11 protein-coding genes and 1 riboswitch are annotated in these 15,294 nt (G+C 45.2%); of the genes, 7 read left to right on the plus strand and 4 right to left on the minus strand.

The window, feature by feature from the left end:
* Both JMX83_RS11030 and JMX83_RS11035 read left to right on the plus strand, forming a co-directional pair.
* On the plus strand, positions 1-707 hold a 707-nt coding region (locus JMX83_RS11030; protein WP_201601690.1), incomplete at its 5' end, for an IS982 family transposase.
* Between the two features lie 74 nt (positions 708-781).
* The gene (locus tag JMX83_RS11035) at positions 782-1,672 is read left to right on the plus strand and encodes a fructose bisphosphate aldolase (protein ID WP_201601692.1); all 891 of its coding nucleotides are present in this window, start codon (positions 782-784) and stop codon (positions 1,670-1,672) included.
* A 100-nt stretch (positions 1,673-1,772) separates the two neighbouring features.
* On the opposite strand, the gene JMX83_RS11040 is transcribed toward JMX83_RS11035, so the two are convergent.
* Positions 1,773-4,919 (minus strand): autotransporter outer membrane beta-barrel domain-containing protein, encoded by a 3,147-nt coding sequence (locus JMX83_RS11040; RefSeq protein WP_201601694.1) that lies wholly within the window; start codon positions 4,917-4,919, stop codon positions 1,773-1,775.
* Between the two features lie 214 nt (positions 4,920-5,133).
* Entirely contained in the window at positions 5,134-7,245 is a 2,112-nt protein-coding gene (gene thiC / locus JMX83_RS11045; protein ID WP_227675827.1) for a phosphomethylpyrimidine synthase ThiC, read from the minus strand.
* A 248-nt stretch (positions 7,246-7,493) separates the two neighbouring features.
* A riboswitch (TPP riboswitch) is annotated at positions 7,494-7,649 on the minus strand.
* 292 nt (positions 7,650-7,941) lie between these two features.
* Between thiC and pstS the strand changes: the two genes are divergently transcribed.
* The 5 genes from pstS to phoU all read left to right on the plus strand — a co-directional run bounded on the left by pstS (position 7,942) and on the right by phoU (position 13,136).
* A complete protein-coding gene (pstS, locus tag JMX83_RS11050) occupies positions 7,942-9,114 on the plus strand; it encodes a phosphate ABC transporter substrate-binding protein PstS (protein ID WP_201601696.1) in 1,173 nt (390 codons plus the stop codon).
* Positions 9,115-9,334: 220 nt separating this feature from the next.
* On the plus strand, positions 9,335-10,288 hold the full coding sequence (pstC, locus tag JMX83_RS11055; RefSeq protein ID WP_201601698.1) for a phosphate ABC transporter permease subunit PstC: 954 nt from the start codon (positions 9,335-9,337) through the stop codon (positions 10,286-10,288).
* A gap of 61 nt (positions 10,289-10,349) precedes the next feature.
* Positions 10,350-11,255: a phosphate ABC transporter permease PstA gene (pstA, locus tag JMX83_RS11060; protein ID WP_371531704.1), complete on the plus strand. Its 906-nt coding sequence runs from the start codon at positions 10,350-10,352 to the stop codon at positions 11,253-11,255.
* A 161-nt stretch (positions 11,256-11,416) separates the two neighbouring features.
* Positions 11,417-12,253: a phosphate ABC transporter ATP-binding protein PstB gene (pstB, locus tag JMX83_RS11065; protein ID WP_265089540.1), complete on the plus strand. Its 837-nt coding sequence runs from the start codon at positions 11,417-11,419 to the stop codon at positions 12,251-12,253.
* A gap of 100 nt (positions 12,254-12,353) precedes the next feature.
* Positions 12,354-13,136, plus strand: coding sequence for a phosphate signaling complex protein PhoU (gene phoU / locus JMX83_RS11070; protein WP_201601702.1), 783 nt, complete (start codon positions 12,354-12,356; stop codon positions 13,134-13,136).
* 83 nt (positions 13,137-13,219) lie between these two features.
* Here the strand turns inward: phoU and JMX83_RS11075 are convergent, their stop codons facing one another.
* Positions 13,220-13,510, minus strand: a complete 291-nt coding sequence (locus JMX83_RS11075; protein ID WP_062843543.1) for an oxidative damage protection protein — start codon at positions 13,508-13,510, stop codon at positions 13,220-13,222.
* Positions 13,511-13,910: 400 nt separating this feature from the next.
* Entirely contained in the window at positions 13,911-15,284 is a 1,374-nt protein-coding gene (gene argH, locus JMX83_RS11080) for an argininosuccinate lyase (RefSeq protein WP_201601770.1), read from the minus strand.
* Positions 15,285-15,294 lie beyond the last annotated feature (10 nt).

The raw sequence follows: 15,294 nt of genomic DNA on the forward strand, positions 1-15,294 counted from the left end.
GGCAATACTTTACCCAGCATTGGCAAGACTGGTTTCCAGCCATCGGCTCATACCCTAACTTCGCAAAGCACTGCGCCAATCTGTGGCAAGTCAAACAGCAGATACAAGATAAAGTCAGTCAAATTGAGGGCCGTGACAACATCCATTTTATGGATGGTTTTCCGATACCCGTCTGTCATTATGGACGCGCTTATCGGCATAAAAACTATCAAGACTTAGCGGCTTTTAGCTACTGTGCGGCTAAGCAAGAGAGGTACTATGGCTTTGAAGGACATTTGCTTGTTAATTTATCTGGCATGATTAAAGGCTTTACCGTTGCCCCTGCCAATGTTGATGAAAGAGCGGTTGCCCCAGAAATCACCACTCATATTCATGGGCTACTTGGCGCTGATAAAGGGTATATCAGCCCGAGTCTGACATCGTACTACGACGCTCAAGGAGTGGATTTACAAACGCCACTCAGAGCCAACATGAAAGAGGATAGACCCAAACCTGTGGTAAGGCGGCTAATGAAAGCTCGCCGTATCGTTGAAACAGTCATTGGTCAGCTATCAGAACGATTTAATATACAAAGAGTGCGAGCAAGAGATTTATGGCATTTGTCTCATCGATTGATTCGTAAGATTCTGTCGCATAATCTGTGCTTTGTACTCAATAAAAAACTTGGTAACCCGCCTCTTCAGTTTGATTTGCTTATTTCAAGTTGAGAGTGGGGTATAGGTCATAAAAAGCTTGGTTTATAATGTCCAACTTCACTCAATAAAAATAGGATGTACTTTTAATGGAATACGACAATCAGTTAAAACGCATAAAAGACGGTTCAGGATTTATTGCCGCGCTTGATCAAAGTGGCGGCAGCACGCCAAAAGCGCTAGAAAACTATGGTGTCAGCGGCGATGAGTATGAGAATGATGAGGCTATGTTTGATTTGGTGCATGAGATGCGTGCCCGTATCATGACGTGTGACTGTTTTGACAATGAGCGCGTACTGGGTGCGATCTTATTTGAAGACACGATGGAGCGCGACGTCAATGGTAAGTCGACCGCCAACTATTTGTGGGAAGACAAGCAAATCGTCCCATTTTTGAAAGTAGATAAAGGTTTGGCGGAGCAGATGAGCGGCGTACAGGTCATGAAGCCGATGCCTAATTTAGACCTGTTGCTAGATAAAGCAAAAAACTATCCGGTATTTGGTACCAAGATGCGCTCAGTCATTTATGAGCCAAACGTCGATGGTATCGAGCTCGTTGTACAGCAGCAGTTTGATGTGGCAAAACAAATCATCTCAAAGGGCTTGATGCCAATCGTTGAGCCAGAAGTCAACATCGACAGTGCCCAAAAGCATGATTGCGAAGTACTGCTAAAAGCCGATATCCTACGTAATCTGGAACGCTTAAATGACGGTCAGCAAGTGATGCTCAAGCTGACTTTACCTGAAGAGGCTGGGTTTTATCAGGAACTGGTAGACCATCCAAAAGTGCTCAAAGTAGTGGCGCTATCAGGCGGTTATAGCCGTACCGATGCGTGCGCGAAGCTCAAAAAAAACCCGGGTATGATTGCCAGCTTCTCGCGCGCCTTTACCGAAGGGCTGAGTAAGCAGCAAAGCGATGAAGAGTTTGCTGAGACAATTAATGCTTCAATTGAAGAGATTTATCAGGCATCGAAGGTTTAAGTTTACAATAACGAGATTCACAATAAATGAGACATATAAAAAAGCTTGAACCTAATATGATTAGATTCAAGCTTTTTGCTTTTTATAGATAAATTAAGCTTTAGAAGGTTGTTTGTAAGGAGACATTAGCACCTTGACTGTCGTAATTATCACGCCACTCGCCACGATAACCTACAGATAGCTTAGTATTGATGGTTGGTGTATAGCTCAAGCCAATGCCTGCAATACCAATCTCGCTTCCAATTTCTTGCCCAATAGTGGTGAATTCATCGTTAGGCATGTTGATGAAACTTGCCGTAATATCAGAGCGACGATCGCCATTTTCGATAGCCGCTGCCAGCTGTCCTGTGAGCGCAAGCGTTGGTGTCAATGCTTGTGATAAACGTAATCCTGCAGTCCAGCGCATTGACTCGTAGGTGTTGTCATCGACATTCAAGTTATAAACGCCAGCACCTGTTTCACGATAGTTGTCGCTCTCAGCACGCGCATAGTTGACTTGCGCGAATGGAGTCACATTACGCTGCTGAGTGCCAATACGATGATCAACACCTAGTCCTGCTTGTAAGGTATCAACAGAGTAATCAGATTGTGCAATAGCATCCGTTAGTAGGGTGATATGGCGTTCACCTTCGACATCACTGCGACCAGCACCTGCATGGAAATTTAAAGCAGTTGCATCACTGACCGCATAATTACCGTAGCCCAGTACTTGCCAGTTTTTACTGGTCAACTCTTGATCAAGATTGGTGCCATCAGTATCAGCATCACTTTTGATATACGAGAAGGCAACACCTAAATTGAGATCGCTATTGATAGGAGTATCTAAGCCTACAATGGCACCATATCCTTCAGAGTCATAACCGGTAATACCGTTTTCGGCATCATGGCTACTGTCGTCACTAAGCAGCTGAGCCCAAAGGTTATGCTGAGGAGTGGTCTGGCTATGGTCGTTAATAGCATCAGTCGCTGCATAGTTAGCATCAGTGATGATGCGATTGGTCGCGCCCATAAATAATGGCTGTAGCTGATTGGCAGCAGTCGCAAGCTGTGCCTGATTGAAATTGACGGTAGAGCTAATCAAGCTATCAGCCAATACATTATCGCCGTCCGTCACACGGTCTTGGATGGCTTTATCTAACACATAGGCGATGCCTGCGTCATTACGTTGAGACTGAGTGTTTACTGACTCTACAAATGTAGTATCACCAACTGGCGGCTCAGGCGTGACCACTGGCGGTTCAGGTGTAACTACTGGCGGTTCAGGTGTAACTACTGGCGGCTCAGGCGTGACCACTGGTGGCTCAGGCGTAACTACTGGTGGTTCAGGTGTGACCACTGGCGGCTCAGGCGTAACTACTGGCGGCTCAGGCGTAACTACTGGCGGCTCAGGCGTGACCACTGGTGGCTCAGGTGTGACTACTGGCGGCTCAGGCGTAACTACTGGTGGTTCAGGTGTGACCACTGGCGGTTCGGGCGTAACTACTGGTGGTGTGCCCATTTTTAAATGAACGGCATTAGCATCACTATAGTCGGCATAAAAGCTAACCAACGGGCTATTATCATTAACGGCAGTGAACTCGCCCTGGCGCGTAGTGGCTTTGACGATATCTTTCCATTCATTACTGCCAGTCATATTTTTTATAGCTTCAGAAGCATATACTTTTAAAGTACCTTTGCTGATATCAGCATCACCATTGACAACTAATTGGCCATAACTCTCTAGGTTACCTTCCTCTTCGATATCAAGGGCAATACCTAGCGTTTCATTTGCCGCCATAGTATAGTTGCCGTTTAACTCAAGAACACCTTCTGTAATTAGTGTCTCACCTGTCCATTGCTTGCTATTAGAAGACATGGTTAATGTACCAGTACCAACTTTAGCAAATCCTCCTTTTACATTATTCCAATCTACATAACCTACATTACCCGTTAATACTGCATTCGGATCGATAGCGATATCGTTTTCAAGAACATCAAGTATCAGACCATTTGAACCAATTTTAATAGGCTGTTTATCAGTAAAATTAGCAAAAAGATTGGATTGATTACCTTCAACAGTCAAATCAGCATGATCGAAATAAACATCAGATAGTGTTGAGTTAATACCACGTGAAATATTATCGACTGCTAAAAATCCGTTATTAACGACTCTTAAACTTCCTGACCCTTCATTACCAACTATAAGGTTGCCAGCATCGACAAGAGCGCTATCAATATTGAGCTCACCGATACCCGTTGTGGTATTACCAATAATGATATCTTCTGAGACCTCCATTCCAATAGACCAAGCATCGTCATCAGTGTCATAAGTGTTGTTAATGTTTACGACCCCTTTGCCTTCTCCGCCTATTACGAGACGCTCACTATCAATGCTACTCGTAAAAAAGTTTGAACCACCATCTAAATTAACAGTACCAACTCCTGTTGTAGCGTCTCCCACTGTCATAAGGCCATTTACGGATACACTACCCTCATTTTTAACGTCAAGTGTACCTGTTCCAAGTAAACCAACAGCTAGACCATTATTACCAATGCTGATAGTTGATTTATCGAGAACAACTTCACCTACAGAGCCTTCGTTATAGCCTATACGCATCTGGTTTGCGGTTAAGCGAGACTGTTCGGTTAGTTTCAAGTTTCCTTGCGTTTCTGCCCCTACCAGAACTTCATTTGTAATATTAACGATAGCGTTGTCAATATCTACATTGCCTGTATTGCCACCTTGGGCATTGAGCTCTTGATTGCCAATCCAAAGATTATCTGCCGTAACTGAACTATTGCTCTTTACCGATAAATTACCACTCCCGTCGTTTTGTCCAATGAGTATGCCTTGAGCATTGAAAGAACTACCTTGGCCAGATACTTTAATGGTGGCATTGCCTACCACGCCAGTAATGTCATTGACAATAACAGTGCCTTTATTGTTAATAAATAGCTCTGAGGGCTGTCCTGCCTCTGTTTTTTCTAAAATTAATTTGTTGACTACTAGTTCAGTTCCTTGATTGCTAACCGTATCATTTTCAACAAAATACACATCATCATTTATAGTCGTCGTCTGACCGTTGTCATAAGTAACTGCCAGTGCCGAACCAGAAGCACAAAGCAAAGCCACAGCTAATGGCGTAAGTAGAAGCTTGGTAGCGACTTGAGATTTACCAGATGACTTACCACGAGATTTGGCAAGCTCAGACACGCATTGATAAACACCTAGAGAATGGTTAAAAACGACGCGATAGACATGGTTCATATATATACCTTGATAGTAGAAAGAGAGAACATAACAATTGCTTGTAAAGTTACCCGTATCTTACTCTAAGCAATGGATTTGTCTATCTATTTTTACACAAATGTTTATATAATTGATTGCGTATATAAGGTGATAATTTTATTACCATCAAAAAAGCCCAAACCTGACTATGAGGTTCGGGCTTTTTTTAGACTATCTGAAAGGTGCTGGTTATTTACACCTCCTTATACAACTGACGTCCTTCCTTATTATATTTTTCCATCATCTCAGCCATCCCTTGACGGACTTCCTCAGCACTGGCTTCCCCAACTTGTCCCACCAGTTCTGTATCGACTTTCTTGATCAAATGATCCGCATCGCTTAAGTCGCCTGATTGCGGCGTCACTTTTTTATTAGCGGCATCTTTATCCAGTCCTGCTGCATATTCACGCACGTTTTGAGTGATTTTCATTGAACAAAATTTCGGACCACACATGGAGCAGAAATGCGCCGACTTGTGTGCGTCTTTTGGCAAGGTTTCATCGTGATATTCGCGTGCGGTATCAGGGTCGAGCGCCAGATTGAACTGATCGTCCCAGCGGAATTCAAAGCGCGCTTTGGATAGTGCATTATCACGTGCTTGCGCACCGGGGTGACCTTTGGCAAGGTCAGCAGCGTGTGCCGCGATTTTATAAGTGATGATGCCGTCTTTGACATCTTTTTTGTTCGGTAGGCCTAAGTGCTCTTTTGGCGTCACATAGCACAGCATCGCGGTACCAAACCAACCAATCATTGCAGCTCCGATGGCGCTAGTGATGTGATCATAACCGGGAGCAATGTCAGTCGTTAATGGCCCTAAAGTATAAAACGGCGCGTCAGCACACAGCTCAAGCTGCAAGTCCATATTTTCTTTGATACGGTTCATCGCCACGTGTCCAGGGCCTTCAATCATCACCTGTACGTCATGCTCCCATGCCACTTTAGTCAATTCACCAAGCGTGCGTAGTTCACCGAACTGCGCTTCATCATTGGCATCTTGCAAGCAACCAGGACGTAGGCCATCACCTAGACTAAATGCCACATCGTATTGCTTCATAATCTCGCAGATATCTTCGAAATGCGTATATAAAAAGCTCTCTTTATGATGGGCGAGACACCATTGCGCCATGATAGAGCCACCGCGTGAGACGATACCCGTCAAGCGCTTTGCGGTGAGCGGTACATAGCGGAGCAGGACGCCTGCGTGAATGGTAAAGTAATCCACACCTTGCTCGGCTTGCTCAATCAATGTATCACGGAATATCTCCCACGTAAGGTCTTCTGCGACGCCATCGACTTTTTCTAATGCTTGATAAATGGGTACCGTACCAATTGGCACAGGCGAGTTACGGATCAACCATTCACGAGTTTCATGAATATGATTACCCGTCGATAAATCCATAATAGTATCCGCGCCCCAACGTGTTGCCCACGTCATTTTAGAGACTTCTTCATCAATAGATGAGCCTAGCGCTGAGTTACCGATATTGGCATTGATCTTGACCAAAAAGTTGCGCCCGATAATCATTGGCTCAGATTCGGGGTGGTTGATGTTGTTGGGGATGATTGCGCGTCCAGCTGCCACTTCATCACGGACAAACTCAGGGGTGATAATTTGTGGCGTATTGGCACCGAAGCTCTCGCCATCGTGTTGACGCATGTCGGTTAGCTCGTGCTGTTTTTGCGTCTCACGAATGGCGATATATTCCATCTCAGGCGTGATGATGCCGCGGCGCGCATAATGCATCTGCGTGACGTTCTGTCCTGCTTTGGCACGGCGCGGTTTGTCAATATGAGCAAACCTGAGGTTAGCAGTGCTGATATCACGAGCACGCGCTTGCCCGTATGAGCTAGATAGACCGCTTAGTTGCTCGGTATCATCGCGCTCAGCGATCCAGTTTTCACGCAGTTTTGGTAGACCGCGGGTCAGATCAATCTCGATGTTGGGGTCGGTATAGACGCCTGAGGTATCATAGACATAAAAAGGCGGATTGTGCTCGCCATCTTTATCACCCGTACCGCCAACTGGCGTATCCGCCAAGCTGATTTCACGCATCGGCACTTGGATATCAGGTCTTGAACCTTCAATATAGACTTTGCGCGAGGCGGGTAGGATACGGTGTAAGTCGCGTGCATCTTCTTCGAAGCGCGCATCGCTTGCGGCCCGGTGGGCAGGCGTTTTTAATGCGTCTGCTTTTTTATCTGCTTTGGTGTCTGTTACGAGGGGTGTATTATCGGCTGGGTTATGCGTTTGGGCTTGTGATGCCGCTGAGGCACTGTCGAAAGAGCTGCTGTCTAAAATAGTCATATGCTGTCCTAGCGTGTTGGTTTTTGAATAAAAGCAACACCGCCAGTAGCTGCGGGGACAAGCAGTCGTCATTCAGACAAATTTATATTATCGACACCTAACGGCGATCAAAAAATATCGTCGCGGCTAATGGTCATCAAATAGTGGACGCAGCTTTCTATCTTTTCCCGTTATCTACTTATGCGACACGCATACTCAGACAATAGCGATGATAAAAAGGTATTTCTACGCGTCCTTTGTCATCAATAACAAAGTGCTTAAGACTTCCCTGCGTCGGTACTAACCGCATCAGGTTCGGCGGGTGATCTCTCAGCGAATGTAGATAGGCGGCTACTTTTATCAATGTTTAACTATAAACGTTTAATAAAGTAGGCCAATGCTACACCGCACCCCGAGTCTGTCAGTGTTGTAAATCCCCTTCATACTAGCAAAATTCTGTGTTAACGGCTAATGATATTTAAATGAAAACATCAGACTTTGAGTTTGCTGTCCGGTCTGGTGATGAGTACAGACTCTTAGTAATGGTTATCAAAATTACCTGATATTACTGAGACTTAGAGTGCTTATCTGAATATTATGTAAAGCGGATGAAAGATTGTAGAGGTTGTCATTAAACTGTCATAAAGATTTGGCAAGATAGCACGCATATCACAAACAATGCTTTTTTATATCGTTGTTAAACTTCAGGAGTCCTACATGCGTTATTCGTTATTAGCAGTGGCCGTCAGTTGTACATTAATGCTTACGGCGTGCAACAAGTCAACAGAGACGACAGAACCAGCTGCTGATACTAGCAGTAGTGCCGCTACCACGGCTGAAACAACCACTCAGACTCAGGCAACGCCTTCTGCTGACACCGGTTTTAAATCTGCTGAAAATATCGCAATGAATATCACGGGTGCAGGTGCGTCATTCCCGCAGCCTATCTATGCCAAATGGTCTTATGACTATAACGCTGCTACTGGCGGCCAAGTCAACTATCAGTCGATTGGCTCATCTGGCGGTATCAAGCAAATCCAATCAAAAACCGTCGATTTTGGTGCTTCTGATGCGCCATTGACGCCAGAAGAGCTTGAAGAGTCTGGTCTTATTCAGTTCCCAACCGTTATCGGCGGCGTTGTGCCAATCGTTAACATCGATGGTGTTGAGCCAGGTCAGTTGAAATTAGATGGCGAAACCTTAGCAAATATCTATTTGGGTAAAATCAATAACTGGAATGATCCTGCGATCAAAGCCATGAACCCAGATTTGACTTTGCCAGATGCGGCCATCACCACGGTATTCCGCTCAGATGGTTCAGGTACGACGTTTAACTTCACAGATTATCTAGCCAAAGTGTCACCAGATTGGAAAGATACCGTTGGTGTTGATAAAACGGTTAAGTGGCCAACGTCTGCGACTGGTGCAGGTGGTAAGGGTAACGAAGGCGTTTCAAGCTACGTCAACCGTATGAAAAACTCTATCGGCTATGTTGAGTATGCGTACGCCAAACAAAACAATATGTCACATACGGCATTGAAAAACGCAGCGGGTAACGTTGTTCAGCCATCTGCTGAAACCTTTGCAGCCGCTGGTGATATCGACTGGTCACAACAAGAAGGCTTTTATAAAGTCATCACCAACTCTGAGACGGATCAAGCATGGCCGATCGCTGCTGCTACTTTCATCTTAGTCCATAAGCAACCAGAGAATCCTCAGCAAGTTGCTGGCGTGTTGAACTTCTTTGATTGGGCTTATACCCAAGGTGATGATGATGCCATGGCATTAGATTATGTCCCATTCTCTGATACAGCAGTGGCCTTATTCAAAGAGAAATGGAACGAAGTAAAAGGTAGTGATGGTCAGCCAGTTTATAAGGCTGCTCAGTAATCTCCCAATGCTAGCCATTGTTTATTAATCTCTTTAATTCCCTCTTAAGCCACTATTCTCCGGTAGTGGTTTGAGAGGTTTTATCACAGCAAATTTGACCAAAAGACTAATCGCGATATTTCACGATAACCATTAGTAATGATACAAGTTGGGTTTGCTGTCATAAAACGAAATAAACATTCTGGTTTTTTGAATTCACCCATTCAATGCTGAGACACTTATGACAGACTTAAGGTCCCAACTGGCTAAACAAAAACGTTACGACGCTTTATTTGTCAACTCTACTAAAGCGTTTGCCATACTCGTCCTCCTATCTTTAGGGGGCATTTTGGTGTCTCTTATTGTTGGGGCATGGCCGAGCATTCAAGAGTTTGGTCTGGGATTTTATACCAGTAACAATTGGGATACGGTCGCCAATGAGTATGGTGCACTCGCGCCTATTTACGGCACCTTAGTGACGTCATTTATCGCCATCGCTATCGCTGTGCCAGTCAGTTTTGGTATCGCGATATTTTTGACCGAAATGTGCCCAAAGTTCCTGAAAAAACCACTTGGTATTGCCATTGAGCTATTGGCAGGTATTCCTTCTATCATTTATGGCATGTGGGGCTTGTTCGTATTTGCGCCTTTCTTTGGTGAGCACATTCAGCCATGGTTTATTGAGCATGTTGGCCCGCTACCGATCATCGGTAAGCTGTTTACAGGCGCGCCCATGGGACTAGGGATGTTTACCGCGTCTTTGGTACTTGCCATCATGATTATTCCTTTTATCGCCGCCACCATGCGTGATGTCTTCTCTGTCGTGCCAGATCTACTCAAAGAATCCGCCTACGGTATGGGTGCGACGACATGGGAAGTCATGTTCAAGATTATCCTGCCTTATACCAAAGCTGGTGTCGTTGGCGGCGTAATCTTGGGACTTGGTCGTGCATTGGGTGAGACGATGGCAGTGACCTTCTTAATCGGTAATGCGTTCAATATCAGCCCAAGCCTATTTACCTCTGGTGTGACCATCACCTCGGCATTGGCCAACGAGTTTGCCGAAGCGTCGAGCGAGCTGCATTTGGCATCTTTACTACATCTAGGCTTAATCTTGTTTGTTATCACCTTCATTGTGCTGTCTTTGGCCAAATTAATGCTCATGCGCATGGATCACAAAGCAGGTAATCGATAAGTCTGAGAAGGACTTATGAGACCTTGATAGATATTGATAAAAGATATGGGAAATAAATAGTATGCCTGCAAACAATGTGATGAATGCGCCAATGTCTACGAAGCCAAGCAGTGCTGGGCGTTATAACAAAAGCTTGTACAACAAGCGCCGCTGGACCAACAAGCTGGGTTTGGGCTTTGCTATGTCAGCGATGGTGTTTGGTCTATTCTGGTTGTCATGGATTTTGGTGACACTGTTTGTTGAAGGCTTTCAAGGCATGGTGGAGTTGCCAATCTTTACCGCTGATACACCGCCGCCTATGAGCCCAGGTGGTTTACGCAATGCGATCGTCGGTTCGGTGATGCTAGCGTTTTCAGGATTGTTTATTGGTGCGCCTATCGGCCTGATGACTGGTATTTATTTATCTGAGTTTTCTAAAGGCAGCATGCTTGGCAAAGTGACCCGTTTTTTGAACGATATCTTATTATCGGCACCATCTATTGTCATTGGTCTGTTTATATATGCTTTAATGGTAAAAGGCGAAAGTTTCTCTGGTTGGGCAGGCGCATTGGCATTGGCATTGATTGTTATCCCAGTCGTCGTACGTACCACTGAAAACATGCTGAACCTGGTACCTAATAGCTTGCGTGAAGCGGCTTATGCACTTGGTACACCCAAGTGGAAAATGGTCACGCAAGTGACGGTTAAAGCTGCCAAAGCGGGACTGACGACAGGGGTGTTACTGGCATTTGCTCGAATCACTGGTGAGACAGCACCGTTGCTATTTACGGCGCTCAACAACCAGTACTTCAGTACCGACATGGGTCAGCCGATTGCTAACTTACCCAATACCATTTATCAGTTTGCGATGAGTCCTTATGATAACTGGCATACGTTGGCATGGGCAGCGGCGCTGCTGATTACAGCATCTGTCTTGGTGTTGAATATTCTGGCAAGATTTATTGGAAATCGAGGTCAGGTCAAATAAAGACCGATATCGCTGCACAGATACCAAGCGTTTACTTATACTTATATGAAATACACTAAGCTAGGTTGGATAATATTATGAATGATGTCGCAAGCAAGGTCCGCACAGAAACGACTGCTGATCGCTTTAACAATGCAACAGACAGCCTGTTAAACAGAACCATGTCTAAAAGCTCGCAATCACAGCAACCAAATACTGCTGAGTTCAATAAGCAAAGTATTCATGATATTCCCAAAAATATGCCTAAAGCAAAAATGGAAGTTCGCGATCTCAATTTTTATTATGATGATTTCCAGGCGTTAAAAAACATCAATATTGATATAGCAGAAAAGAAAGTGACCGCCTTTATCGGTCCGTCAGGTTGTGGTAAATCGACGCTGCTACGTACCTTTAACCGTATGTATGATCTCTATCCAGGGATGCGTGCAGAGGGTGCTATCAATCTTGATGGCAAAAACATCTTGGGTAAAGACGTCGATGTTAACTTGCTACGCGCGCAAGTCGGTATGGTGTTTCAAAAGCCAACGCCGTTCCCGATGTCTATCTATGACAATGTCGCCTTTGGTGTCAAACTCTATGAGAAGCTCAGCAAAAGCGAAGTGGATGAGCGCGTGGAGTGGGCACTAAAAAAATCAGCATTGTGGCCAGAAGTGAAAGACAAACTAAAAGCATCAGGTCTGTCATTATCAGGTGGTCAGCAGCAGCGTCTGTGTATCGCCCGTAGTGTCGCGACCAAACCTGAAGTATTGCTGCTCGATGAGCCAACGTCTGCGCTTGATCCTATCTCGACAGGCGCTATCGAAGATCTGATAGAAGATCTGAAAAACGACTATACCATTGCCATCGTTACCCACAACATGCAGCAAGCGGCGCGGGTATCAGACTATACCGTCTATATGTATCTGGGCGATATGATCGAGATGGGCGAGACCGATCAGATATTCACCAAACCTACCCAAACCGCGACAGAAGATTATATTACTGGTCGCTATGGTTAAGACTGATTAATTAGTACTAAAGAGCTAATACTGAAGTTGGGTCGTTTCACCCAACCAGCATATCGCGCTACCAAAATATAGATTTCAGGGAATCCCTCTTATGCAAAGTGATAAGCATATCTCCAAAAGTTTTGACCAAGATCTTGATGAAGCCATCCGTTTGTTCTTATACATGGGTGATAGTGCTGCCAACCAAGTGGCCAAAGCGATCCATGCACTTATTGATAGAGACGAGACACTGGCGCAAGAGGTCATCGAGATGGACTTTGATATCAACCGAATGGAGGTTGAACTCGATGAACATATCTTATTGTTGGTTGCTAAGCGTCAACCTGCTGCAGGAGATTTGCGTTTAGTCATGTCGATCAGTAAAGGCGTGGTAGATTTGGAGCGTATTGGTGATGAAGCCGTAAAAATCGCGAAAATGGCAAACAGAATCGCGGCACAAGGCAAATCGTCTTACGGCTATGCTGAGGTACAGCACTTGAGTAATCAGGTAAGACTGATGCTTAACAACGCACTAGAAGCCTTTAGTCAATCGAATGCTGAGCAAGCGTTTGAAGTCATGCGCAATGACAGTGTGGTCAATAACGAATATCAGTCCGCTATTCGCGCGCTGATGACTTATATCATGGAAGACTCAAGACAAGTCTCAAAGGTCATCAATATCATGTGGATTTTGCGCTCGCTTGAACGTATCGGTGATCATGCACAAAACGTGGCCGAGCTAGTCATCAATTATATCAGTGGTCAAGATGTACGCCATTCAGACTACGCCATGGTCGAAAAAGCAGTGCAAGAAGCCAATGATCGTTTGGCTGCTCGCCAAGTGAGCACAATGTCAGTCGCTGACTTTGAATCCTTAGAGAGTAATGACGACTGATAGCGCCCAAATGCTACCGCCTTAATCATCAAAAAACGCGCTTACTATAGCGCGTTTTTTGATGATTAAGGCGTGGGCTAAGACTAGCTTTCTGGTGTCCAGCCTTGGGCGCGTTCATAGTCTTCATTGTCCAAAAACTTATCACGCTGCTCGGTCAAGAATTTTTTGGCTTCAGGATCCATCATGCTCAAATGGTTCTCATTGATAAGCATGGTTTGATGTTCTAGCCACTCTTTCCATGCCTTGTCAGAGACTGTTTCTTGTAGCTCCTGGCCTTTTTTGTTAGGGAAGGGCGGATGCGGCATTTTTGGCAGTTCTTGCTTATATTTGCGGCAAAATACGGTATTGGCTTGGGGATTAAAAGTCTCAGTCATCAGGTGTTCCTTATTTATTATATTAGCGGGCAAGTTAAATAATCATATAAGCCTATGATAACGGTCTTGGTCAATTTAGCAAAGGGTATCTCGTGTCTCTTATTAAACAGACACAAATCTGCAGGGTGTTATCAGTAGGTCTTATCTTTATTCTGATTTATCATTTCATATCATGCAGACAGAGCAAGCGCGAAAAAGGTCGGGTAGCTGATAGTAAGTTATAGTTAATTCAGTTTAAAAGAGATACAAGGCAACCGAGCACAGATGTAACTGTGATACTTCAAGTGAGGTTAACGCTGTAGCTCTTTTATAGAGAATTGACTATAAATAAAAAACACCCGCATCAATAGCGGGTGTCAGATATATAGCGATAAGTGAGCTTTGGCTCAAAACGGTCTAATTAGGCAAAGGCTTTTAAGCGAGCACGGCCATTGACCACTGCTTGCTTAACTTGGTTTGGTGCAGTACCGCCCAAGTGGTCACGGGCTGCTAGTGAGCCTTCTAGCGTGAGATAGTCAAAGACATCCTCACCAATGGCATCACTGAATTGCTGCAATTGTGCCAATGACAAGTCACTGAGATCGACGCCTTCTTTAATGCCTAGTGCAACCGCATTACCCACGACTTCATGCGCATCACGGAACGCAACGCCTTGACGCACTAGATAATCTGCTAAGTCGGTAGCAGTAGCATAGCCTTTCATTGTCGCAGCACGCATACTTTCTTTATTTGGGACAATGTTGGGCAGCATATCAGCAAAGGCAAGTAGTGAGCCTGTCAGTGTATCGACACAGTCAAACAAAGGCTCTTTATCTTCTTGGTTGTCTTTGTTGTAGGCGAGTGGCTGGCTTTTCATCAGGCTGAGTAATGTCATCAGCTGACCAAAGACACGTGCCGCTTTACCACGTACCAGCTCAGGCACGTCAGGGTTTTTCTTTTGTGGCATGATCGATGAGCCAGTACAGAAGCGATCTGGTATCTGCACAAAGTTGAACTGCGCTGACATCCACAGAATAATCTCTTCGCTCATACGTGACATGTGCATCATCAGGATAGAAGCGGCTGAGGTGAACTCAATCGCAAAGTCACGATCTGAGACCGCATCTAGAGAGTTTTGACAGATACCTTCAAAACCCAATAGCTCAGCGGTGATGGTACGATCAATCGGGAACGTCGTGCCAGCGAGTGCGGCGCTACCAAGGGGCATCTGGTTGATACGGCGACGGGCGTCAACCAAGCGCTCGGTATCGCGATACAACATCTCAAACCATGCCATTACATGATGCCCAAAGCTGACAGGCTGGGCGGTTTGTAAATGCGTAAAACCAGGCATAATAGTATCAGTATGTTGATCAGCCAGATCAAGCAAGCCGCTTTGTAAGCGTATGAGCAGTTCGATAATATTATCGGTTTCTTCACGCAACCACAAACGAATGTCGGTCGCAACCTGATCGTTACGGCTACGACCCGTGTGTAGTTTTTTGCCAACAGCGCCTATAATATCAGTGAGGCGTGATTCGACATTCATGTGTACGTCTTCGAGGGCGATTGACCAGTTAAACTCACCTGCCTCGATCTCGCGCAATACTTGATGAAGACCGTCGATAATGGTGGTCACTTCATCAGCAGTCAAGATATCGCATTCTTTGAGCATCGTTGCATGGGCAATCGATCCTTGAATATCGTGACGAGCAAAGCGTTGGTCGAAGCCGACAGAGGCGGTAAAGGCAGCCACGAAGCTGTCCGTCGCTTCACTGAAGCGTCCGCCCCACATCTGCTGGCCC

The organism is Psychrobacter piscatorii (assembly GCF_904846415.1).
Taxonomy (GTDB): Bacteria; Pseudomonadota; Gammaproteobacteria; order Pseudomonadales; family Moraxellaceae; genus Psychrobacter; species Psychrobacter piscatorii.

Bases quoted from the DNA above. Each gene is read 5' to 3' on its own strand.
- pstB (WP_265089540.1), top strand. From the start codon at position 11,417: ATGTCTAAAAGCTCGCAATCACAGCAACCAAATACTGCTGAGTTCAAT.
- thiC (WP_227675827.1), bottom strand. From the start codon at position 7,245: ATGACTATTTTAGACAGCAGCTCTTTCGACAGTGCCTCAGCGGCATCA.
- JMX83_RS11040 (WP_201601694.1), bottom strand. From the start codon at position 4,919: ATGAACCATGTCTATCGCGTCGTTTTTAACCATTCTCTAGGTGTTTAT.
- pstA (WP_371531704.1), top strand. From the start codon at position 10,350: ATGCCTGCAAACAATGTGATGAATGCGCCAATGTCTACGAAGCCAAGC.
- JMX83_RS11035 (WP_201601692.1), top strand. From the start codon at position 782: ATGGAATACGACAATCAGTTAAAACGCATAAAAGACGGTTCAGGATTT.
- pstC (WP_201601698.1), top strand. From the start codon at position 9,335: ATGACAGACTTAAGGTCCCAACTGGCTAAACAAAAACGTTACGACGCT.
- JMX83_RS11075 (WP_062843543.1), bottom strand. From the start codon at position 13,510: ATGACTGAGACTTTTAATCCCCAAGCCAATACCGTATTTTGCCGCAAA.
- pstS (WP_201601696.1), top strand. From the start codon at position 7,942: ATGCGTTATTCGTTATTAGCAGTGGCCGTCAGTTGTACATTAATGCTT.
- argH (WP_201601770.1), bottom strand. From the start codon at position 15,284: ATGTGGGGCGGACGCTTCAGTGAAGCGACGGACAGCTTCGTGGCTGCC.
- phoU (WP_201601702.1), top strand. From the start codon at position 12,354: ATGCAAAGTGATAAGCATATCTCCAAAAGTTTTGACCAAGATCTTGAT.